This is a genomic window from Niastella yeongjuensis, assembly GCF_900110245.1.
Taxonomy (GTDB): domain Bacteria; phylum Bacteroidota; class Bacteroidia; order Chitinophagales; family Chitinophagaceae; genus Niastella; species Niastella yeongjuensis.
This window is the reverse complement of the sequence record NZ_FOCZ01000011.1, coordinates 138163-160700: the sequence shown is the minus strand read 5'-3', so window position 1 is coordinate 160700 and position 22538 is coordinate 138163. Positions and strand designations below refer to the sequence as shown.

General features: G+C 42.6%; 17 protein-coding genes, 1 tRNA gene and 1 pseudogene. 9 read left to right on the top strand and 10 right to left on the bottom strand.

Going from position 1 to position 22538, the window contains the following annotated elements:
* Nucleotides 1-83: 83 nt before the first annotated feature.
* Complete coding sequence (locus BMX95_RS25665) at nucleotides 84-1004, bottom strand: AraC family transcriptional regulator (RefSeq protein ID WP_081197576.1); 921 nt, start codon at nucleotides 1002-1004, stop codon at nucleotides 84-86.
* Between the two features lie 101 nt (nucleotides 1005-1105).
* Nucleotides 1106-3487: an ABC transporter permease gene (locus BMX95_RS25660; RefSeq protein ID WP_081197577.1), complete on the bottom strand. Its 2382-nt coding sequence runs from the start codon at nucleotides 3485-3487 to the stop codon at nucleotides 1106-1108.
* 336 nt (nucleotides 3488-3823) lie between these two features.
* Here BMX95_RS25660 and BMX95_RS25655 point away from each other — a divergent pair, with 336 nt between their 5' ends.
* The 3 genes from BMX95_RS25655 to BMX95_RS25645 all read left to right on the top strand — a co-directional run bounded on the left by BMX95_RS25655 (nucleotide 3824) and on the right by BMX95_RS25645 (nucleotide 8625).
* Nucleotides 3824-5731 (top strand): carbohydrate-binding protein, encoded by a 1908-nt coding sequence (locus BMX95_RS25655; protein WP_081197578.1) that lies wholly within the window; start codon nucleotides 3824-3826, stop codon nucleotides 5729-5731.
* 191 nt (nucleotides 5732-5922) lie between these two features.
* The gene (locus BMX95_RS25650; RefSeq protein ID WP_081197579.1) at nucleotides 5923-7155 is read left to right on the top strand and encodes a glucuronyl esterase domain-containing protein; all 1233 of its coding nucleotides are present in this window, start codon (nucleotides 5923-5925) and stop codon (nucleotides 7153-7155) included.
* A gap of 63 nt (nucleotides 7156-7218) precedes the next feature.
* Complete coding sequence (locus BMX95_RS25645; protein WP_081197580.1) at nucleotides 7219-8625, top strand: cadherin repeat domain-containing protein; 1407 nt, start codon at nucleotides 7219-7221, stop codon at nucleotides 8623-8625.
* A gap of 86 nt (nucleotides 8626-8711) precedes the next feature.
* On the opposite strand, the gene BMX95_RS25640 is transcribed toward BMX95_RS25645, so the two are convergent.
* Together BMX95_RS25640 and BMX95_RS25635 are read right to left on the bottom strand one after the other, a co-directional pair.
* Nucleotides 8712-9641 (bottom strand): Kelch repeat-containing protein, encoded by a 930-nt coding sequence (locus tag BMX95_RS25640; protein WP_081197581.1) that lies wholly within the window; start codon nucleotides 9639-9641, stop codon nucleotides 8712-8714.
* Between the two features lie 125 nt (nucleotides 9642-9766).
* On the bottom strand, nucleotides 9767-10249 hold the full coding sequence (locus BMX95_RS25635) for an Lrp/AsnC family transcriptional regulator (protein ID WP_081197582.1): 483 nt from the start codon (nucleotides 10247-10249) through the stop codon (nucleotides 9767-9769).
* 406 nt (nucleotides 10250-10655) lie between these two features.
* On the opposite strand from BMX95_RS25635, the gene BMX95_RS25630 reads away from it, so the two are divergent.
* Nucleotides 10656-12368 (top strand): hypothetical protein, encoded by a 1713-nt coding sequence (locus tag BMX95_RS25630; RefSeq protein ID WP_133053839.1) that lies wholly within the window; start codon nucleotides 10656-10658, stop codon nucleotides 12366-12368.
* 55 nt (nucleotides 12369-12423) lie between these two features.
* Here BMX95_RS25630 and BMX95_RS25625 read toward each other — a convergent pair whose 3' ends face one another.
* A complete protein-coding gene (locus tag BMX95_RS25625; protein ID WP_081197584.1) occupies nucleotides 12424-13479 on the bottom strand; it encodes an alpha/beta hydrolase in 1056 nt (351 codons plus the stop codon).
* A gap of 175 nt (nucleotides 13480-13654) precedes the next feature.
* Nucleotides 13655-14509 carry a helix-turn-helix domain-containing protein gene (locus tag BMX95_RS25620; protein ID WP_081197585.1) on the bottom strand — a complete coding sequence of 285 codons (855 nt, stop codon included), beginning with the start codon at nucleotides 14507-14509 and terminating at the stop codon, nucleotides 13655-13657.
* A gap of 78 nt (nucleotides 14510-14587) precedes the next feature.
* Between BMX95_RS25620 and BMX95_RS35885 the strand changes: the two are divergent.
* Together BMX95_RS35885 and BMX95_RS25615 are read left to right on the top strand one after the other, a co-directional pair.
* A pseudogene (locus tag BMX95_RS35885) lies at nucleotides 14588-14716 on the top strand (tetratricopeptide repeat protein); the annotation flags it as partial.
* 322 nt (nucleotides 14717-15038) lie between these two features.
* Nucleotides 15039-15112, top strand: a tRNA-Asp gene (locus tag BMX95_RS25615).
* Nucleotides 15113-15191: 79 nt separating this feature from the next.
* Here the strand turns inward: BMX95_RS25615 and BMX95_RS25610 are convergent.
* From BMX95_RS25610 to BMX95_RS25600, 3 genes are all read right to left on the bottom strand, one after another.
* The gene (locus BMX95_RS25610) at nucleotides 15192-16139 is read right to left on the bottom strand and encodes an NmrA/HSCARG family protein (RefSeq protein ID WP_081197586.1); all 948 of its coding nucleotides are present in this window, start codon (nucleotides 16137-16139) and stop codon (nucleotides 15192-15194) included.
* A gap of 107 nt (nucleotides 16140-16246) precedes the next feature.
* Complete coding sequence (locus BMX95_RS25605; RefSeq protein ID WP_081197587.1) at nucleotides 16247-17170, bottom strand: hypothetical protein; 924 nt, start codon at nucleotides 17168-17170, stop codon at nucleotides 16247-16249.
* Nucleotides 17170-18528, bottom strand: coding sequence for an MBOAT family O-acyltransferase (locus BMX95_RS25600; RefSeq protein WP_242672990.1), 1359 nt, complete (start codon nucleotides 18526-18528; stop codon nucleotides 17170-17172). Before BMX95_RS25600 ends, BMX95_RS25605 begins: the two co-directional genes overlap by 1 nt.
* A gap of 599 nt (nucleotides 18529-19127) precedes the next feature.
* Between BMX95_RS25600 and BMX95_RS25595 the strand changes: the two genes are divergently transcribed.
* The 3 genes from BMX95_RS25595 to BMX95_RS25585 all read left to right on the top strand — a co-directional run bounded on the left by BMX95_RS25595 (nucleotide 19128) and on the right by BMX95_RS25585 (nucleotide 21702).
* Nucleotides 19128-20195: an FkbM family methyltransferase gene (locus BMX95_RS25595; RefSeq protein ID WP_081197589.1), complete on the top strand. Its 1068-nt coding sequence runs from the start codon at nucleotides 19128-19130 to the stop codon at nucleotides 20193-20195.
* A 131-nt stretch (nucleotides 20196-20326) separates the two neighbouring features.
* Nucleotides 20327-21271 (top strand): glycosyltransferase family 2 protein, encoded by a 945-nt coding sequence (locus BMX95_RS25590; protein WP_165758807.1) that lies wholly within the window; start codon nucleotides 20327-20329, stop codon nucleotides 21269-21271.
* Nucleotides 21272-21447: 176 nt separating this feature from the next.
* Nucleotides 21448-21702 (top strand): CBU_0592 family membrane protein, encoded by a 255-nt coding sequence (locus BMX95_RS25585; RefSeq protein WP_081197673.1) that lies wholly within the window; start codon nucleotides 21448-21450, stop codon nucleotides 21700-21702.
* On the opposite strand, the gene BMX95_RS25580 is transcribed toward BMX95_RS25585, so the two are convergent.
* Entirely contained in the window at nucleotides 21689-22321 is a 633-nt protein-coding gene (locus tag BMX95_RS25580) for a TetR family transcriptional regulator (RefSeq protein WP_242672992.1), read from the bottom strand. The two genes, BMX95_RS25585 and BMX95_RS25580, sit on opposite strands and share 14 nt — an antisense overlap.
* Nucleotides 22322-22538 lie beyond the last annotated feature (217 nt).

Genomic DNA, 22538 nt, shown 5'->3' with positions numbered 1-22538 from the left:
TTGATAACACAAAGATGGTGTATGAACAGCCCCGGAAACGTACAAAGATTACAGCAAGAGTTGCAAAATTCTAAGAATGGGTGTTAAACCAGCTGTTTGCGGTAGTCGGCCGGACTTTGAGTGGTGTGTTTCTTGAAATAATTACTGAAATGGGAGGCTTCCAGAAAACCTAATCTGCCGGCGATCTCCTTAATATTCATTTGTTTGTCGTGCAGCATTACCTTGGCTTCGGCAATGGTTTTATCGGCAATCCAGGCGCTGATGGATTTGCCGGTTTTACTTGTAATTACGCTGGACAGGTAATTTACATGCAGGAATTGTTTATCGGCATAATCCTGAACCCGCAGCTGAGCGTCGGTTTTGCCGTTGGCGAGATCCCGGAAATGCTGTTCCAGGTTTTGTTTGAATGTTTTTACGATCTGGGAGCTGCGGTTACCTTCATAAATGGGGTTGTAAGCCTGAAAGAAATACTCCTTGATCTTTAATAAAAGCGTAACCACCGCACTGCCGATGATCTTGTTTTTATAAGGCGAATCGCCGTGGTGTTCGCGGTAAATGAATTTGTACAATTCTTCAATGATCGCGAATTGATCGGGTGTCAATACCCGCGGTTCTACTGTTTCGGTAAGCAGGAAGGAGAATTCCCGGTAAATGTCAGGATGTACCTGTTCTTTTAAATAAGATTCAGTAAAAACAACCAGACAGGTATCGGTAACGCTGTTCCAGATGAACTTGCGGAAGTTACCGGGGTTGGTAAAATAAACAGTGCCAGGCACCATGGGAAAACTCAGGTCGTCGATGGTATAATTTCCAAAGGCGTCTTTGATAAAAAGAAAGCTGAAGAAATTGGGCCGGAAGGGGATGGAAGAAACCGGATAATCTTTGAACAGGTCTTGCAGGTAAAGAATAGAGAATCCCGAGGTTTGGTCGACAATGTCGTGCGAAAGCCCCATGAGTTCATACAATTCGTTAAGGGTTTTAACTACAAGGTTTTTTGATGGCATGGTTCGAAAGTAGGAAATATATTGATTGTAAGTTAACCGGTTGACAAGTTAACATGTTGATAAGGATCTCTGCCTTCTGCCCGCTGCCTTCTGCCTTTTCTCTATTCCGTCCGCAAACTTTTTACCGGATTTGCCAGTGCCGCTTTAATAGCCTGAAAACTTACGGTGATCAACGTAATGACCAGCGCACCTCCGGCAGATAAAGCAAATACCCACCATGAGATATCTGTTCTGAAATCATATTTCTGTAACCAGGTATGCATGTAATAAGAGGCGATGGGAATGGCTATCAGGCACGACAGGCACACCAGCAGAATAAAGTCTTTAGAAAGCAATTGCCAGATGCTCATCATCGATGCGCCCAGCACATTGCGGATACCGATCTCCTTTACCCGTTGTTCGGCCATGAACGAGGTTAAGCCAAACAAACCCAGGCAGGATATAAACACCGCGAGGATCGCAAAGAAAGTGGATAGTTGACCAATCCGCTTCTCGTTATCGAATTTTTCAGCAAACTGTTCATCGGCAAATTGGGCTTTAAAGGGGGAAGCCGGATCGTATTTTTTGAAGATGCTTTCAATTTTGGCCAGCGCTCTGTTAACACTCCAGGTAGGGTTCATTTTCATAATGAACAAATTTTCCGGGTCTGTTGAAATATGCCAGAGCGCAGCGCGTACCGGTTTATAAGGCGATTGTACCAGCATGTCTTCTACCACGCCAATAATGTGATACGGTTTTTTGTTCCAGTGTATGATCTTACCAATCGGATCTTTTAACCCCATAAAGGCTACAGCCGATTCGTTTAAGATAAAGGCGGTAGAATCGGAAGCAAACTCGCGGGAAAAGTCGCGGCCCTGTTTTATTTTCCAGCCTATTGTTTTGCCGTACTCCCAGGTATTGGCATTATTAGGGAAGTCAACCGCAAAGTTGGGGTCTTTGCCTTCCCAATCGAAACCGCCATTGGTATTCCATACACCCGTGGTTGGGCTGCCAGATTCGGCCATCTCCACCACGGCGCCGGAGTTTTTCAGTTCTGAACGCAACGCTTCAAAGTGTTTATGCTTTACTTCAGAAATGTCATGGGAGATCAATCCATCGCGTACATATCCTATAGGCCGTTGCATGCCCAGGTTGATCTGTTTGTATACTATAATGGTCCCAATGATCAGTACTATGGAAATAGTGAACTGGGCTACTACCAATACTTTTCTTGGTAGCGAAGCAAAACGGCCGACACGGTAGGTTCCCTTCAATACTTTTACCGGTTGAAAAGAAGAAAGGAACAAAGCAGGGTATACCCCGGCCAGCAAACCGGTGAGTATGCTGAGGCAAATACCGATCAGCCAGAACAGGGGATTAAGCCAGGGGATGGCCATTTTTTTATCAGCAACGGAATTGAAGAACGGCATAATAAGGCTTACCAGTAAAATGGAAAATACAAAAGCGATCACCGCCGTTAATACAGATTCACTAAAGAATTGTACAACCAGTTGTTTTCTGTTTGAACCGATGGTTTTTCTAACGCCTACTTCTTTGGCCCTTTTTTCAGACCGGGCGGTACTCAGGTTCATAAAGTTGATGCAGGCCAGCAGTAATACAAATATGCCAATGATACCGAACAGCCAAACCGTTTCAATGCGCCCGCCGGTATTGATCCCTTCCTTCCATTGTTCATACAGGTGCCATTTTCGCATGGGGTGCAGGAAAACGATAGGCTTATACTGCTTATCCTCCGCAGCTGTTTTGTTCAGCTTCACATCGCGGATGCGTTTCGACAATGTTTCTATATCCACATTGTCGGCTACCTGGGCATAAGTTTGGGTAAAGTTGCTTCCCCAGGGAGTTTCCATTTGTTTTATCCATTGGTTCTGGCTCAAATATAGTTGCCAGGGCAGCACAAAAGTAAGTTGGCGAAAGCTGGTATTGTCCGGCAGGTCTTCATATACCGCGGTAACCTTCACGTTCGACTTATTATCGACGCGTACCATTTTCCCAATGGGATCTTCCTTGCCAAAAATAGCCGTGGCAACGGATTGCGAAAGGATGATGGAATTCATTTCCCTTAACCCGTCTTTTGAGCCGGCGAGTATTTTCAGACTCAACATATCAACCATTTCCGGCTCCATGAAACTGCCTGCTTGTAAAATTATTTTATCGCCGTAAACGAGACCATGGTCATAGTTCCAGGAAGACTGTATCACATATTTAAACCCATTGCCGTACGTTCGCCTGATCTCTTCTGCCATTACATACGGATTAGACATCTGCGTTTCATATTTACCATTGAAAAGCTGGTGTTGCATTACCTGTACAATGCGATCATAGTTTTTATGATACGTATCATAGCTTACTTCATCGTACACCCAGAGTGCAATGAGAATGGCTACAGCCATACCCACAGCCAGGCCGCTGATATTAATAATAGAAGAGACCTTGCTCTTAAAAAGATTACGCCAGGCGGTTTTTAAATAATTGGTGAACATAGCTTTGGTTTCGGTATAGTTGACGCAATTACGAAATAAATGCCAGTTTGTAACCGCGTAAAAATAAGTAGGTTACAAGGTTGCCGGTGTATTGGGCGTCCGGTTTTGATACAATGAAATGAACGGTTTCAATACAGCAGTCATCAGGGGAAGAAAATATAGGGATGCTTGATAAGTTGAGCCTTTACTTAATGTATAACCGAAACAGAATTAATGAGTGTTATATGGAGAAAACAACTACTTTGATAAATTGTTCACATTTAACCCGGTAGGGGTTTATTTATTTAATTTCGACGCGCTAATTAGACATTTGTTTAACTAAAAAATCGTGCCCTCATGAAGATTTACAAGCTACGAAAGCAGCTAGTGCTTTCTATGTCCATTCTCATGCTATTACTGTCAACAGTATTTAGCGCGACCGCTCAAACGCCCAAGTTTAAGGTAGTAGCCTTTTACAATGGCACCTGGGATGCAGCCCACATTAATTTTGTAAAAGAAGCCAACCCCTGGTTCACCAACCTGGCGGCTCAATATGGCTTTTCTTACACTGCCACCAACAACTGGGACAACCTGAATGCAAACTTCCTGAAGAACTACCAGGTAGTGCTCTTTTTGGATGATGCCCCTACAGGAGCTGCCCAACGCGCCGCATTCCAGCAATACATGGAAAACGGCGGTCGCTGGATGGGCTTTCACGTTAGTGCCTGGACAGATAATGCCGGCTCCTGGAGCTGGTATTACAACACCTTCCTGGGTTCCGGTAACTTCCGCGACAATACCTGGGAACCAACCAAGGCTACTTTGAAATGTGAAGACCGCACACATCCCAGCACGCTGCGCCTGCCAACCACTTTTACTTCATCAGTAAGTGAATGGTACAGCTGGACCAATGACCTGCGCAACAACAGCAACATTAAAGTACTTTGCTCTGTTGATCCTTCCAGCTTTCCTTTAGGCACTACTCAAAAATGGACCAGTGGTTATTACCCCATCGTTTGGACGAACAAGAATTATAAAATGGTGTATGCCAACTTCGGGCACAACGCTATGAACTATTCTACCAACGTTGGGCTGTCATCTACATTTGGCAGCGAAACCCAGAACAAGTTCATCATCGATGCCATTATGTGGTTGGGCGGACAACCTTCAGGTCCTGCTCCTGCCGTGTCAATTCCCGGTACGGTACAGGCTGAGAACTATACCAATATGAGTGGTATTCAAACCGAAACTACTACCGATGCAGGTGGTGGTTCAAATGTGGGTTATATCGATGCAGGCGACTGGATGGATTATAAAGTGAATGTACAAACTGCCGGTACGTATACCGTTCAATACCGTGTGGCCAGCGAAGCCGGAGGCGGCAGCATTCAATTGAAAAAAGATTCAACTGTAATACTGGCTACTACTGTAGTACCAGCTACAGGCGCCTGGCAAACCTGGACAACCATCACCGATAGTGTGGTGCTGGCTGCCGGTGAACAAACATTGAGAATACAGGCTCCGGTTGGTGGTTATAACCTCAACTGGTTCTCTCTTGCTACTTCAACACCAAATAACCCGGGCAACACCGCGCCAATTGGCCAGGTTATTACCCTGAGAGGAAACAATGGTTTTTATGTAAGTGGTGAAAATGGCACCAAAGCCATGACCTGTACAAGAACCGCCCCACAAACCTGGGAGCAGTTTACTGTGCTGGATGCCGGTAACGGAAAAGTGAACCTGCGCAGCATGGGTCAGTATGTGTCATCAGAAAACGGTACCAAAGCCATGACCGCCAATCGCCCTGCACCACAAGGCTGGGAAGCTTTCGACTGGATCGTGAATGCTGATGGTTCTATTTCACTGCGTGGCAACAATGGTTTCTTTGTAAGCTCAGAAAATGGTGAAGAGGCCATGACCTGCACCCGCCCAACTGCCGACGCCTGGGAGAAATTCAACTTCTCCATCGTGAGCACGGCAAGAATGGCCGCGGTACAAAACCTCGTGACCGGCATGTCACCTTCGGTGAAAGATGCCTATCCAAACCCATTCACTACACAATTGCATTACACCGTGCCTGAAAAATATGCTTCACATACAGTAACTGTATATGATTTCTCAGGTAAACAAATACTGCACTACAATGTAAATAACCGTCAGGGTAACTATACACTCGATGGAAGCACGCTTCCTACCGGCATGTATATCCTGGATATTTCAAGCGGTGATTTCCATAAAAGAGTAAAAGTGCAGAAGAAGAAATAAATGGTAATTGGTTCTAATAAGTGTGGGCTTCCCGGTTTTACCGGGAGGCCCTTTTTTATGAAATTAATGAAAACGGTTACAATTTAATTTGACTGTTGGAAGCGGGAGTAATCGGAATAATTTAAATTTAATAATGAAATCGGTTGCATTATTAATTACCATTATTCATTAACGATTAAACCACGCTTGCTATGAAAAGAATTTTAGCTGCTTCGCAGGTAAGGATCACTATTGCCTGCCTTTTCCTGCTCTTTATTGGCCTGGGCTCAGGCGCCCAGCTTCCGCTTGTTTATCCTGTAGAAAATACCGGTGCCGGTTATCCACTACCGCCGCTGCCTACCCTTGATCAGCTGTCTGCCATAGAACCCTTGCCCGATCCGTTTATGTGGTCGAACGGCAGTGGGCGCTCTACTAATTTCACCGACTGGGCGCGCCGCCGCAGTGAAATAAAGGCAGAAATTGAAAATTATGAGATCGGTCCCAAACCCAACCGGCCCGATACCATTTCCGCAACCTGGATACCCGGCGCTACACCTACCACCGGTACCCTGCAGGTTATTGTTACCGTAAACGGACAAACGCTTACACTGAGTTCAGCCATTTCACTCCCTGCAGGTACTGGCCCATTTCCCGCCGTAATAGGGATGAACAGTTTGAATGGCAGTTTACCAGCCGATATTTTTACCAGCCGCAACATTGCGCGCATCACCTTCACGCATAACCAGGTTACTACGTATCCTACACCGCAGGCAACAGATCCTTATTTCCGATTGTACCCCAATTTTAACCGGGATAATATTGGCCAGTACAGTGCCTGGGCCTGGGGTGTAAGCCGTATTATTGATGGGTTGGAACTGGTGAAGTCCAGTTTGCCGATAGACCTGAAACACCTCGGGGTAACCGGTTGCTCCTACGCTGGTAAAATGGCCTTGTTTGCCGGCGCTTTTGATGAACGCATTGCGTTGACCATTGCCCAGGAGTCGGGTGGGGGCGGTGCACCGGCCTGGCGTGTTTCAGAAACCCTCGGGGATGTAGAAAAATTAGGTTCTACCAGTCATGAATGGTTTAAAGAAAGCATGTTCCAGTTTGCAGGAACAAATGTGTCGAAGCTGCCACACGATCATCATGAACTAATGGCTATGGTAGCGCCCAGGGCTTTGCTGGTTACCGGTAATACCGATTTTACCTGGCTGGCTAACCCTTCCTGTTATGTGTCGGCCCGTGCAGCGCAGGAGGTTTGGAAAACCTTTGGCATTGGCGACCGCTTTGGGTTTTACATCGATGGCGGACATAATCATTGCGCCATCCCCGATGCGCAGAAGCCGGCGATTGAAGCATTTGTAGAAAAATTTCTGCTGGGCAATACAAACGCCAATACCGCCATTGCAGTAAACCCCTATCCCGATATGGATTATCAACGCTGATACAAATGGTGGGGAACGGGAAATCCTGTATTGCCATCAGAACCCGTTGGTGTCAGAATTTGGATGGAACCGGAATGCGCTACTATTGGTTCCGACTGGCAGGTAGTGACCGATACGGCTGCTTCGAATGGAAAATATGTAGTGGTAAATGGGTTGAACAGTACCACCACTGCGCCCGCCGGTGCAACCGGTTCCGTCGTATTGCCGTTTACGATAGACAGCGCCGCTGCGTATAATGTAATGGCGCGGCTCAACTGCCCCAGCGCGAATGATGATAGCTACTGGATACAATTCGATAGTGGCACTTTTGTAACCGTAAACAACCTGACGACCTCAGGCTGGATGTGGATGCGACTGGCAAATGCTAACTTAACAGTGGGACAGCACACGCTTACCATTGCCTACCGGGAAGATGGCGCCAGGCTGGATAAAATATTATTGACCACCTCAAACGCTACTGTTACGGGCAAAGGAACAGAGGGAAGCAATTGCGGGCTGCCGCCAGTAATTACCGCCGGTCAGGCATTGGCTGTTAGCGAAAAATCGAATCGAGATGCAGTTGTTGGTCCCGTAGGGGCCACTGATCCCGATGCAGGGACCGAGTTTCAAAACTGGAATGTAACGGGTGGAACCGGCGCTGCAGTATTTGGCATTGATGCAATTACCGGCAATGTGATCGTAAAAGATAGTACGCTGTCTGACTTCGAGTCACCCATACGGTCTTATACGCTTATTGTAAACGTAACGGATGGATATAATAAAAGTGCGAGTGAAACCATTACGATTAATCTTATCAATGCAAATGACAATGCGCCCGTAATTCCGGCGGGCATCAGCTTTGCGCTGGATGGCGGTGCCTGTAATGAACCAGGGCGTATCACAGCGACAGATGCCGACGATACCAATGATCCTGGTTTTACTACCTGGCATTGGCAGTTGGTGGGTGGAACCGGCGCCGGCATCTTTGCAGTTAATGAAGCCACTGGTAAAATAACAATTGCAGATCTCGGTCTGGCAGACCTGACGCGTAAAAGCTATACCCTGTTAACAACAGTAGGCGATGGGGTGTTCACCAGTCAGCCCCAAACAGTAACGGTCACCATCCCGGACAAGCTAAAGATCTGCCACAACGGAAATGGGATAACAACCTCGAAGCTGGCAGCCCTTGCACACATCAGACACGGGGATTGTATTGGCGCCTGTGCACCCGGGCCCGATTATCCGGCGTTGAATGTAACCGGCAATCCCAATCCTTCTTACAGCAACTTTTTGATCACCATTAAAAATGGTAATCCCAACCAGCCGGTAAGTATGAAAGTGTACAATGCCTTGGGCGGGTTTGTGGAACAGCGGCAGGACCTGCAGGTTGCACAATCATTCCGCATGGGGCAGAACTACCGGTTAGGCCTGTATTATTTTGAATTCACCCAGGGACTGGATAAGGAAGTGTTATTGCTGTTGAAATTATGATGTAGTATAAAACAGTACGTGTAAAACTAAGCCGCCTCAAAATTACTTTCGAGACGGCTTTCCTTATTTAAGCGATAGCTTTAAGATTAAAATGTTAACTGCCACATTTCATTGGGGTATACAGTCCACGCTGATGCTCCTAAACCTATATACGCGTTGTTGTTAATTGTAAATGCGCTGGCACCTTCTGCATTGCCGCCAGAATAAGTGGTGGATTTGCGCCAGGTATCTGCAGCGGGATCATACTCCCAAAATTTATTTCCCATGTTACTTAAACCTACATAGCCCTTATTGTTTACAGTAAACGCTACAGATCCCATTGTGGATTGGGGAAGGTCTGCTTTTCGGGTCCAGGTGTCTGATGTAGGATCGTATTGCCACAATTCCTTACTTGTTCCAGTGGCCCGGTTTCCACCCGCTATATAACCTTTACCATCTATGGAGAAACCCGTTGCGTCATCCATCCCGATTCCAGGAAAATCATTCTTTCGGGTCCACTTATCTGACTGAGGGTCATATTCCCAAAGCCATTTTTGTAAAACGGTACCATACATACCAGTGGCTACGTATGCTTTATCGTTAATCACAAAAGTGGCAGCATAATAAAGATCTTTTACCGGGAAGTCAGCCTTGCGCGTCCAGGATTCTTTAACAAGACTAAATTCCCAGAAATCATTACAATCGCAAATGCCATTCACAACATAGCCCTTATTCCCAATGCCGAAACCAGCAGGTGCCAGGCGTGGTGTTCCGGGAAAATCAACTTTTCGGCCCCAGGAATCATTGGCAGGATCGTATTCCCATAAGTCATTATAAGGAGAATTGCCATCTCCATTTCCTAAACCCATGTATCCTTTTTGACCAATAGTAAAAGTGACCGCATTCTGCCGACCGATACCGGGAAAATTAGCAATTGATTTCCACTCCGGGTCACTGACCTGTGGATCATTATCCTTGTCTTTATTGCAGGAAAAGAGTGCGACAATTAATAAATAAGTAAAAGTTTGAAATTTCATGACCGATCATTTATAGTTAAGCGATGCACCAAACTATCAAAAACAATGTGAAGGAAAATTAAAATTAGATATTCGTGCAGTTTAAAGGGATAACTGCGCATTTTTAGCCAATAAGTGTGTTGCAATTAACGGGCAGATAAATTAATATCAAGCGGATAAGCCGTTTCTGATTTCCCTTCCGACAACACAAAATAGGTTTGTACCGAGCCTATATTCGGAAGGGTAGAAAGTTTATTCATCAGGAAATCGTTGTATTCCCTCATATCCCGGATGGCAATTTTAAGCAGAAAGTCGAAGTTGCCGGTAAGCCGGTAACACTCCATCACTTCTTTGATCTTCACGCTTTTTTGTTCAAAGGCCTTGAGTGCAGATTGCGTATGTTCCCGTAATTGAACACTGGTAAAAGCGATCAACGCTTTTCCTACTTTATCCCTGTCCAGAATAGCCACATACCGCTTTATATAACCCGCCTCTTCCAGTTTTTTAATGCGAACCGAAACGGGCGTAATGGTGAGGCCTAATTTATCGGCCAGTTCCTTGGTAGTAACTCTTGCATCGTGCTGTAAAAGATCCAGAATCTGGGTGTCTATCTGGTCAAGTCCTTCCATAATAGTTTTTTTTACTTCTCAGGGGCGAATTAAAGGGTTGTAACTATATAAAGTCTGTCTAACTGTAGTAAAATTAGTTGTTTTTACTAAAAAGGAGGATAGTATTGTTATTTAATTCTATTATAACCACCTTTGTGTAGATTTTACTCGCATGTTAAGAGAAAGTAACAGATTGTGTGTTGCTTTTCATGGGCCCTGGCAAAGAGGTAATCAGACGAGTTTGTCAATGAATTTGAAGAATTTCTGCAATACAATCATGAGCAGTATAGCCATTCTTAAAAACAAAGGATCATCCGCCAACCGGCGGATGATTTTTTTTATATGGGTTCAGGATAAGTCAGGATGGTTGCTAGTGATGTGATCGATAGCTTTAATGATTCACAATAACGATTACAAAAGCTTGTGTATGCTTTATTTCTTAATGATTGCCTTTGCCCTACAGGTAAATAATCCCAAAGACACCCTGCCAGCTACAGTTATTATTCCAGCGTCCGACTTTCTTGACGATCAGCCAAAAGGCAATATTATAGTTAATGCCGAGGCCCAGCATGTTGACTGGTTATTCAATAATACCGGTCTCGTTTTAAATTCCGAAACCAATTTATTAAAGCGGATAACAATACCGGAAGATGGCCAGTACCATCTTTATGTTCGCAGTATCGGACAGAGAGGAAGCAGCTTCCGGGTTTCGGTAAATAATACAGTAACAAAGGAGGAGTTTGGCGATACGGTTTTGTCGTGGAAGAAGGGGGGCGATTTTAATTTGAAAAAAGGCGCTGCAGATTTCAAGATCACCCGTATAGATCCCGGGGCGGTAGTTGATGTGTTGGTGCTTTCAAGAAACGCCTCTCTGAAGGCAGAAGACCTTGTTCCGTTTCAACTGGCTAAAGAAGTACAGTTACTAAAGGAATACAAAATACCGCCCTCCAGCGACGTTAAATTTGGCGATGTGGATGGCGACGGAAAAACAGATTTCATGGTGCTGGAGCGCGATTTCTCTGCCCATGTATTCGATAACAGCGGCCGGCAATTGTGGGAGTGGAAGGCACCTGAAGAATATACCAAAGAAAGATCGGAGTTTGAAGCGCCCGGCGTATTATGGGATTTTGACCACGATGGCAAGGCCGAGGTGGTACATTGGCGGTATTTCGATAATAAGGAGTGGCTGGTAATAGCAGATGGCGCGAGCGGTAAAATAAAAAAACAGATTCCCTGGCCAACACGGCCGTTGCCACATGTATACAATAATTTCCGGCTGGCCATTGCCAAATTAACACCAGGAGCGCCGAATGAACTGGTTGTTTTTACTGATATGGGTGGAACAATAAATATCAATGCCTATAACAACAACCTCGAAGAACTGTGGATGCATACGGAGAACAGGAAGAAAGATCATTTCGGACATTACATTTACCCCATTGACCTGAACAAAGATGGCATCGATGAAGTGCTGGTGGGGCATCTGTTGCTGGATGCAAAAGGAAAAGAGATCTGGAATCACTTCGATCAGTTGTTCGATAACCACGATCATGCCGATAGTTATAAATTCAGTGATCTGAATGGTGATGGCAAAACTGATATAGTAACGGCGAATAGCGAAACCGGCGTTTACACCTACGAGGCTATGACTGGTAAATTGATGTGGCAGCAGGTGGCTGAGCATAGTCAGCAGATCCAGGTAGGTAATTTTTTAAAAAATACCAGTGGCCCACAGGTGGTGGTAGGCGGCAGAACGTATGGTAACCGCAAGATCAACGAGCCTTATTTATTCAGCCAGTTATTCTGGTTCGATAACAAAGGGAATATGCTGTTCAAATGGCCCGGAGCCCCTCTTAATGGCAACCCTGATTTTGTAAAAGGAAATTGGAGTGGAACGAATAAGGAACAATTGTTCTGGTACAAGTTTAAGATCAACGACCAGGGTAAGGGCGAGTTGTATTTTCCTGACCCGGTATTTCATATGTTCGATTTTATGGGAAAGGGCGCCGAAGAGGTAATTACACTCAGTCAGGGGTATCTGCGGGTATACGGAGCTAAACAGGCGCATTACACCAATAAGGATTCAAAGAAGGACCTCATGTATTTAAAGAACAATGTAGTTAATCATACGCACTATTAAAGCCAAATGCAAAAAGGACCGTCATCAACGATGGTCCTTTTGTCATCAGAACGGATTATTTAAGTGCGTTCTTCAATTCAGCCGCAGCTTGTAACATGGAAGATCTGGTTGCAGGTAATTTGGCGAGTGGGTTCAATAAGCCCCAGTCGTGAATGACGCCATTGTAACGGGTAAGGGTTACTGCAACACCGGCTTCATCCAGTTTGTGTGCATAGGCTTCCCCTTCATCACGTAATACATCATGCTCAGCTGTTTGAACCAATGCTGGTGGAAGACCTTTCAATTGTTCAAGAGACGCACGCAGCGGCGAAGCATAGATCTGGTTACGGGCAGCTGCATCAGTAGTATAGTTATCCCAAAACCAGATCATCATATTTTTTGTTAAAAACCGGCCATTGGCTTTTTCATTGTAAGAACTGGTTTCAAAACTGGCGTCAGTTACAGGCCACAGCAGGATCTGTTGTTTAATTTCAGGGCCTTTTTTGTCTTTGGCCATCAAAGCAACCACCGCGGCCATATTACCACCTACACTGTTACCGGCAACTGCCAGTTTTTTTCCATTCACTCCTATTTCATCCCCATGCAGCGAAACCCATTTGGTAGCCGCATAAGCCTGGTTGATAGCTACCGGGAAATGCGCTTCGGGTGAAGGCGTATAGTCGGGGAATACGGCTACAAGGCCACTTTCTACAACCAGGTCGCGTACCAGGCGACGGTGAGTGGGATAGTCGCCTAAAACCCAGCCACCACCATGGAAGAACATGAATACCGGAAGGTCTTTCTTAGCGCCAACGGGTTTAACGATATGGATCTTTATAGAAATGCCATCCTGGGTAATTGTTTTTTCAGATTCTTCGATGCCCGAGTAATCAACGGTTACTGATTTTTGAGCGCCAATTAAAACCTGTCTGGCGTCGGCAGGGGATAGTTGTTCAAGCGGCTTGCCGTTGCCGGAATTTAAAGCCTGCAGGAATAAGCGAACGTCTTTTAAGATTAACGGATCGTTTTCTGGTTTGGTTGAATTGGTTGTTTGAGACATAATATTAAATGCGTTTACTGTTATAAAAAGCAATGCAATAGAAAGTGATTTGATAAGCGTCGTATTTTTCATGTTTGTTGTTTTGATGAATTTGATAACACAAAGCTATACCGCAGCGGCGCGCGGGTCAATGTGTAAAAGGGCCAAAAAATTGTACTTTTTTCCCTTACCATTTTTTTAACAGATGAGCAATAAAAAACCATCCGCCAGCTGACGGATGGTTCAATGATCTATAAAAAGAGTGCGGTTACAATTCCTGTTGATATTGTTTTCGAAAACTTGCCGGTGTTGCTTTCGCCTTATTTGTAAACAGCCTGTTGAAATAAGCCGGGTCATCATACCCGAGGTGATATGCGATTTCTTTTATGCTCATGGTGGAGAAGGAGAGCAGGCGTTTTGCTTCCAGGATTATCCTGTTTTTAATAATATCATTGGGGTTTTTTACATGCAGCTTCGATAGTTTTTTATTCAGTGTTTTGGGCGTTACCATTAAAAGGTCTGCATAGTCTGCCAGTCCATGTTTTTCCTTAAAATGAACTTCCACCAGCCGGCTGAAGTTTCTGAAAAAGTCGGCGTCATAGGAAGTTGACAGGTTATTTTGATCTGCATGCTGTTGTTTCCAAAGCCTGGTTGCTTTAATAATGATCTGTTTTAAATAGGTGCGGATCATTTCTTCCCGGGAGGATTGGTCACCATTGAACTCTTCTTTTATATTGTCGATGGTGGCTGAAATAAACGGCTGCAGGTTATCCGGAATTTCAACAACAGGGATTTCAAAAATATTATTGAACAGGAGGCCATCACAGGAAACCTCATTGTCGTGGATCTGCACGCAATAGAAATCGCGGTTATAAAAAAGCATTACTCCTGAGTCTTCGGTTATGCTATGGATTTGAAAATGCTGGTTACTGTTTATAAAGAATAAGCTGTTGGTTGAAGTAGTAAACTTTTTATAATCTATGGTGAGGGACGCATTTTTAGTCAGGTACAGGATTTTAATGAAGCTTTTATATTTATCACTATTCAACTGCGTAAGCGATTTGTCGGTGATAAATTCTAGTCCGATCTTCTTATGGTTCGATTCTAAAACGTAGGGTGTCATAAGAGCGCATAGTTATAATAAATATTTGAGATTCAGTAACGGTTATCTTTTGGCAGGTGTTTTTATAATGTTTGGGATAGTCTTGCGGAGGCTTATGCAAAGGCCGGTAAAAAAGACCTGGCTATTCAGTACTATGAAAAATCGGTTCAAATAAATCCGCTTGGTGAAAGTGGTAAAAAGGCGTTGGGAGAGTTGCGGAAACAATAATAGATCGTTTCAGTTTTCGGAGGTCAAAAACCGGTAGGTCAGGGTTCATTTGAATATTTTTAGGTTGGGGCTATAAACAATCAAAATGAATTGTCAGAGAATTTGAATTTTTCAAACTCAATTCCTTAATTTCGCGGCAGCAAACCGGTTGTAGGTAGTATAACTTGCAAACGGTGAGCAACTAGGTTCTTTGTAAATGCGCGAGGTAGAAATTTAATTTTCTTTAAAAAACATGAAAATATTTTTTGGAGATATCTTAAAACTCCTATCTTTGCACTCCCAAAAACGATGAGCCATCCGGCGAAAACGTTGAAAAGGAAAAGGATCGGTAGTTCAGTTGGTTAGAATGCCGCCCTGTCACGGCGGAGGTCGCGGGTTCGAGTCCCGTCCGGTCCGCAAAAAAGGTTCTCCGAAAATCGGAGGACCTTTTTGCTTTTTATTCCGCTTTCCTTTTAGCCGGTTGATTTTTCGGATTTCAAAGTGGGATTTTGCCTGCATATTTCTTGAGCCATTGCGCAAAGTTCATGAGGTCGGGGTTTAGTTGTTTTGATCTGTCCACATCCCTGGTATTATTCAATTCTTTTTCGAACTCATCATAAAACTGGTACATATTGCCAAGGTCATCGGCGCCGGGAAAACCAAAGCCTCTGTAAACATCAGCAGGAATTTTATTGTAAACGACCTGCTCACCCAATGCCTTGCTCAATTCATCGGCCATCTGGTTCCCGGTTAATTGTTCGCCTGCAATGCCAATTCTTTTTCCCACCATTTCTGTTCCCCTTTTGAAAATGCCATAGGCGCATTTGCCAATGTCTTCGGCTGCAATACCTGCCATTTTTGAATTGCCAATCGGAAGTGTAAGCGCTAACTTACCGTCTTCGCCTCGTTTAGGCCCGGCGCCAAAGTAGATGAAATTGTCCCAGTAAAAAGACGCGAGCATAAATGTGGTGGGTATTCCGGCGGCTGTAAATAATTTGTCAGATTCTCCTTTGCCATCGAAATGTGGCACCTTATACCGGGCATGAAGGGTAGGCATTCGTTGATCAGTAAGCGGAACGTAGTCGCGTGTATCTTCCAGCGTAGACCAGATAACATGTTTCAGCTCTGCCCGCCTGGCGGCCTCGACAAAGATGGCCGCTTCTGCCTTTTCTTTCTCTGCTGAAAAATGTGCCCAGAAAAAGGTAACGAAAAAAGCGCCATAAGCGCCGCGAAGCGCATTCTCTACAGACTGAGGTACATCGATATCGGCGGCGACAACCTCTGCACCGAGCTGGCCTAATGCCTTTGCTTTATCGGAATTGATGTCGCGTGTAACCGCTCTGACCGCAAAGGAACTGTTTTTATCCTGGAGAATTGCGTGGGCAAGTCCACCGCCCTGGGCGCCCGTAGCGCCGAAAATGGTGATTATCTTTTTGGGGTCCATATAATATATTTTCTATCTGAATTTAGCGTAAAAACACTAATTGTGAAAAAATATTATATGAATGCCGGTGTCGTGAGGTCAAAAGGTAAGAGACGGGGCGCCAATCCTTATTGATCTGCGCTTTTATTTTTTGTGAGGGAACGGTTGTTTACAACTCCCGAATTGGTCAGATAGCTTATTAATTTTTCTGTACGTTGGGTCCGTGTATCACAGGTTAGATGATAACCTTCATCAAAGAAAACAGAATCGGGGTACACATTGTCAACTACGTTATCTACCAAAATGGATCTTTGATTTACCAGGGCCTTTTCAATTTGTGCAAAGTAATTCTTATGTTCCTGGTAAACACGCGTTTGAGTAGGTGGAAAAAAGTAAACCGTTTTATTTGTTGATAAAAATGGAAAGTAGTTCGCGAATGAATTAAGCTGCATAGGGTCTTCATACACGCTATAATACTTGGGCCCTTTAGGTTTTAACCCGCAATGCGAAATAATATCGCCATTTGCATTATAACAATGGTAGCGGTATATGATCTCATTTCCATCATGCACATACTGCGAAAAGCGAATGCTGGCGAAATACGATTCAACTATATAATTAGGATTTCCGATCAGCCTTCCATATTCCGGATTATGCCGAATAAGGTTATCGATGGAGGCGGCATCAACAAAATCGGGATGCGCATAAATATGCCACTCCGGTGAAAATACAATGATATCGTCTTTTGTGAGATTCTTTTCAATGAACGATTGAAAATCTACCAGGCCAAGGGTTGCATTGTGACCGAGGTTGATTGTGGTAATGCCCAGTTTTTGTTCCATCAGTTCTGCCGATAACCCAAAGCCAACCGACGATCCGCCTATTAAAACGATCTTTTTTTTATTCTTGTTTGCCTGTAGAATTTTCAGTTTATCGACAAACGCGCTGTTAAACGACTTGGGTTCGCGATTGATGAAAATGTATTTCAATACAAAAAATAGCGTGAAGCTGAGCAGCAAAAAAAACGATACTTTTTTAAGTAAATTTTTCATTAGAATTCGAAATAAATAAAACTGCTGGGTTGTTTGTCCAGGTACGTAAAGAAGGTGTTGATAATGAAAATGGCCATCACTATGGCTATAGCCCAATTCAATATTCTGTATGGGGTTGGCCTTATTACTCTTTCATTTCTTCTGATCCACCAGTCGGCCAAAATAAGTGGGATTATATAATACAGCACCATTAAACCACCGGGCTTATGCACGAATTGAAGCGGATCGTGAAAAGCATTTACGATGATCCGTTTGCAGAAATCTATAGCCACTTTTATGTCGTGTATTCGAAAAAAGATCCAGGCAAACGTTACGAATGCAAAAGTGCCCAACATTTGCATAAGCTCTTTCATATTGGGCAGTTTTCTGTCAAAAGCAACTATTTCTTTGGTGTGCTGTCTGTTTCTGTTTAACAATAACAAGGGCAAAAAACCGGCGGCATGAATTGCACCCCATGTAATGAAGTTCCAACTGGCGCCATGCCAAAAGCCACTTACCAGGAAAATGATAAACGTGTTACGTACCGCTTTTGCCTTTCCTAATTTAGAACCACCTAATGGTATGTATAAGTAGTCTTTAAACCACGAAGACAGTGATACATGCCATCTTCTCCAGAATTCAGCGATATCGCGCGAAAAATAGGGAAACTTAAAATTGCTGAGTAGTTCAAATCCAAACAGTTTGGCAGTGCCCAGGGCAATTTCAGAATATCCGCTGAAGTCGCAATAGATCTGAAAGCTGAAACCAATAGCCCCCATGATTAATGTACCCGCACTTAATGTAGAGTAATTATTGAATATATCGTTTACCGTAATGGCCAATCCATCTGCAATGATCACTTTCTTGAACATGCCCCATAACATCAGCCTAAGTCCTTCGGATGCCTGGCTATAACTAAAAACCCTTTTATTCTGTATCTGCGGTAATAAGTGATTTGCCCTTTCAATTGGGCCGGCAACCAGTAACGGAAAAAAGCAAACAAAAACGGCGTATTCAACAAAATTTGTAATAGGCCGTCGCTCTCCTCTGAAGATGTCGAACACATACGACATTCCATGAAACGTGTAGAATGAAATACCAACCGGCAGAGCTATCTGAAGTATGATTGGATGCGTGTGTATACCAATAGCCTCAAATGCCGTTTGAAATTGCTCCGCAAAAAAGTTGTAGTATTTGAATACTCCTAAAATGCCCAGGTTGTTGGCAATGCTTAGCCAAAGAAAAAACCTGGCTTTTTTTCTGCTTTTTGAGCCTACTCCAAAGCCATACAAATAATCCAGTAAAGTGGAGAGTGCCAGCAAAATGAGGAATTTCCAGCTCCACCAGCCATAAAAGACGTAACTGGCTATTAAAAGCAATAAGTTTTGATACTTGAGCTTTTTATTGGAAAGATACCAATATAGAATAAATACAACTGGTAGGAATACGAGAAATGGGATTGAATTAAATAACATTTGGACTTAGGGTTGACGCTACAATACGGGTGAAAGGTAAAACTTTTATAGATAACGTTTGTTGCGAATGTATTATTTCGGTCAATGTGGTCATTAACAGAATCTGACCAGACACGACTTAAGTAGCTGAATTTCCATAAGATATAACGATCCGACATGTCCCGTCCAGTCCGCAAAAAAGGATCCTCAGCAACGGTGGTCCTTTTTTTTGTTCTTTTCCCCCTTTTTTTTATATAATTTTAGTAAAGTTGATTTGCTGAGTTGTTTTTATATAAAACAAGCTCCGGCTTAGTATAAAAAAAGATACCGGGGAACCCGTCTCCGAAACCTGGCTTATAGCGATACATTTCGTCTTTGTTGTTGATTATTTCCATGACTATTTTTATAAACCGGGCATTTGCTCGCAAGGCCCGTAGGTTACCCTAAAAGCTGAAAACCCGGATTTTGTTATTATTCTACCCTAAAGTATACACACCTTAATTTCTAACCTTAAAGTATAATAAATGAGTGTAGATAAACTTAGTAAAATACTGGCCGTTATTGGAGAAAATGAATCTCTGCGAGCTCAATTTGTTGAGTGGTGTAAAAAAGTAGAAAATGAGCTGGGCTATAATGGAAGCACAAGAGATGATTTAACCAGGTATTTAGTAGATGCTGTTTATGCAAATGTACCATTGGAAAAAAAGAGCCTGGCTAATGGACTGACCTTTGAATTTATCCCAAATATTCATTCAAAAGTGGCCAGGGAATTTATAATGTCCACCCCCGGGATCCCCGATTTTGTTTGGGAACCTCAAACAACTAAGCTTTTGCTATACTTATCTAAAAATGCAAAAAATGTTGTTATTGGTGGTGCTTATTTTGGTGATCAGGCTGTTTTGGTAGCTGATCTTATTAAGAAAAATAATGGGTTGCTACATGCTTTTGATTTGAATGAAAGACAGTTGCAGGTTTTAACCAGAAATGCGGCGCTTAACAAACTAAGCAATATTAAAGTGATCTATAAAGGATTATGGAACGATAGTAATACCTACCTGAATTTATCTGATGATGATGATTTAGCTTTTGCTTCCGTAGCTAATGTAGAAGGAAGGGCCGCTAATACGATAACTGTAGATGAATATGTGAAAGCGAATAAGGTACCCGGCGTTGATCTGATTATGTTGGATATTGAAGGTTCGGAATTTAACGTTTTGAAGGGTGCCGTTGAACAACTTAGGCAACCAGCCGGTACCGCACCAAACATTGTATTTGAAATTCACAGATCATATGTAGATTGGTCTGATGGGTTGCATAATACAGAGATTGCTCAATTTCTTAAATCATTCGGGTATACTTTATTTTCTTTACGCGATTTTCAGGCTAATTATGACTTAAAAGATAAAGTCATTGAGTTGATACAGCCTGAAGACACTTATTTGGAAGGTCCACCACATGGATTTAATATGTTAGCAATTAAGGATATCTCGTTAATTCAAAACGAACATTTCCGCATTGTTAAAAATGTGAGCCCTAAGTATCTTGTACATAAGGACCCTGCTTTACATCATCCTGTTGACGGATTAAAGTAACACACATAATAACTGTTTTAGGCGCCACTAAGTTTGTTTGGTCTCAACCCATCCCGAAAACGTATGCGCAACAATTCTTCAATATACATCTGAAGAATGCGTAATTTTTTATTTCCTATTAATGAATGCGTATGTACACACCATTAGTAAGTGTTTGTGTTCCTACCTATAACCGGCCAAAGACGCTTGAAAGAACCATAAACTGCTTGCTGAATCAAACGTATAAGAATCTTGAAATTATAATTTCTGATAATTGTTCAACGAATGAAGAAGTAGAAAGGGTAATAAATAAATATTTAACTGACACACGCATTACTTATATCCGGCAGTCGGTTAATAAAGGTGCAATCTTTAATTTCAATTATGTTATAGAACAGGCGAAAGGTGATTATTTCATGCGACTGGCAGATGATGATTGGTTAGATGAAAACTACATTGAGAGTTGTTTGAATTTTTTATTGAATAATACAGAATATTCTGCTGCTTATGGCCGTGCTAAAATTTATTCTCCTGAGGAAAAGTTTATTCGTTTTGACGCTGAGATAGATATTACAGATGACTTGCCTGGTGATAGAACAGCTCATTTTTTCCGGAAGATTGAAAATAATGGACTGTTTTATGGATTGTTTAAAAGGGAGTACATTTCTGAAATGTTATTTCAAAACGAATTGGCAATTGATTGGCTTGTTGTAGGAAGAATAGCATTTTTGGGTAAATATAAAATGGTAGAAGGTACGCATTGCTACATTTCCGCGGGAGGAGCATCGCAATCTACGGATCATCTTACTCAAAGTTTCAATATGCCTCCCTTCACCAGAGCTTTTCCTTTTTTAAAAGTGGGGCTGAATATTATTTCAGATATAATGTGGAACTCCAGGGTATATAAAACCATGAATATCCTGAAGAGGGGTAAGCTGGGGTTGAAATGTGCTTTAATTATTTACAGGCGCTTCAATTTGAAATCTGAATTAAGAGCTGGGGTAAAAAAATACATAAAATTAAAGCTTCAAAAAAAGCAAGGGCCGGGTAGTGGAACAGTGAACAATTATGTTACGAACTATGATCCAAAAAATTAAAAGATTGCTTAATGAGCGCATATAGATCATCTTTGTTGGTCAGGTTCTGTTGAATGATCCATTGGATGTTAGTATATGGTGTACCCTCCATGCTATATGAACTTTCTTTTAATTTTTTAAATAGTGTTTTTTATTACTATATTCTTTCCTTGCTTTGTCCACAAAGAAAAAACATTGTGAATTACGTTGTTGTTGTAAAGATCATAGGTTGGATAGGATCTATTGCTTACGTGATCGCTTACCTACTTTTAAGCCTGAATAAGATCAGTTCAGGTAAAAAACTATATCATATCCTGAATATTATCGGGGCGATAGGCCTGATCTTCAATGCCTGCTATTTAAATGATTATCCCAATCTGGCCATCAATATTATTTGGGGCATCATTGCTTTTATTGCCATGTATGGCATCAGAAAAACTAGATCTTCTTAGGGTTAATATGCAGCAGTTCAATTGCTTTGTTTTTATATTCCAGCAACTTGTTATTGTATTCCTCTTTATTGTCGGTAAGGCTTAAATAATAATAAGCGCCATCTACCAGCACAAATGTAATATCAGCTACAGGTACCGGGTCCTTTATATTGATACTGCCATCTTCAATGCAGGGTGCTATCAGCCCTGCCAGGTGTTCGCGCAGGGTATCCAGTAATAATTTATATTTCTGTCTGATGATCCTATCCTGGAAGGTAAGCGAGTAACAACTATACGAAACCCCGTCATCGAAAAGGGTGTTCCATTTCTTCGAAAATATATTGTCAATCACTTTTAGCAATACCTGCAAAGGCGTATCGGTTACATTTACCGGTACATTAAATATGAGCAGGTATTTATCGAGTATATACTCCACAAGACTGTACACCATGTGTTCTTTGGTGCGAAAATAATGGATGACCAGGCTTGGATTTATGTTTATTGATTCTGCAGTTTTGGCGATTGAAGCATTCTCCAGTCCTTCTTTTTTTGCCAGTTTATAAAACGCTTTTATAATTTCTTTTTGCCTGGGCTCTTTTAAACTCTTTCGGCCCACTTTACCTAAAGAAGGGGTGCTCATGTTTATAAAAGATAATACGTATTAATGATGAGGTGTCGGTTTCCGTTGCAAAATAAATATTAAGTGCGAAATAAATTCACGATCGCAAACATATTCATTAATGAGCTTTTAATTAATTGATTGAATGTTCATTCAATTTATTTAATAATTCCTTAATCGGTCGGTAAACTCAATAAAACACGTTTCCCCGACTTTTGTTTCCGCTAAATAACCCTGA

Bases quoted from the DNA above. Each gene is read 5' to 3' on its own strand.
- BMX95_RS25655 (WP_081197578.1), top strand. From the start codon at position 3,824: ATGAAGATTTACAAGCTACGAAAGCAGCTAGTGCTTTCTATGTCCATT.
- BMX95_RS25610 (WP_081197586.1), bottom strand. From the start codon at position 16,139: ATGGACCCCAAAAAGATAATCACCATTTTCGGCGCTACGGGCGCCCAG.
- BMX95_RS25625 (WP_081197584.1), bottom strand. From the start codon at position 13,479: ATGAAAAATACGACGCTTATCAAATCACTTTCTATTGCATTGCTTTTT.
- BMX95_RS25650 (WP_081197579.1), top strand. From the start codon at position 5,923: ATGAAAAGAATTTTAGCTGCTTCGCAGGTAAGGATCACTATTGCCTGC.
- BMX95_RS25660 (WP_081197577.1), bottom strand. From the start codon at position 3,487: ATGTTCACCAATTATTTAAAAACCGCCTGGCGTAATCTTTTTAAGAGC.
- BMX95_RS25640 (WP_081197581.1), bottom strand. From the start codon at position 9,641: ATGAAATTTCAAACTTTTACTTATTTATTAATTGTCGCACTCTTTTCC.
- BMX95_RS25580 (WP_242672992.1), bottom strand. From the start codon at position 22,321: ATGAGCACCCCTTCTTTAGGTAAAGTGGGCCGAAAGAGTTTAAAAGAG.
- BMX95_RS25595 (WP_081197589.1), top strand. From the start codon at position 19,128: ATGAGTGTAGATAAACTTAGTAAAATACTGGCCGTTATTGGAGAAAAT.
- BMX95_RS25590 (WP_165758807.1), top strand. From the start codon at position 20,327: ATGTACACACCATTAGTAAGTGTTTGTGTTCCTACCTATAACCGGCCA.
- BMX95_RS25605 (WP_081197587.1), bottom strand. From the start codon at position 17,170: ATGAAAAATTTACTTAAAAAAGTATCGTTTTTTTTGCTGCTCAGCTTC.
- BMX95_RS25645 (WP_081197580.1), top strand. From the start codon at position 7,219: ATGGAACCGGAATGCGCTACTATTGGTTCCGACTGGCAGGTAGTGACC.
- BMX95_RS25630 (WP_133053839.1), top strand. From the start codon at position 10,656: ATGCTTTATTTCTTAATGATTGCCTTTGCCCTACAGGTAAATAATCCC.
- BMX95_RS25620 (WP_081197585.1), bottom strand. From the start codon at position 14,509: ATGACACCCTACGTTTTAGAATCGAACCATAAGAAGATCGGACTAGAA.
- BMX95_RS25635 (WP_081197582.1), bottom strand. From the start codon at position 10,249: ATGGAAGGACTTGACCAGATAGACACCCAGATTCTGGATCTTTTACAG.
- BMX95_RS25665 (WP_081197576.1), bottom strand. From the start codon at position 1,004: ATGCCATCAAAAAACCTTGTAGTTAAAACCCTTAACGAATTGTATGAA.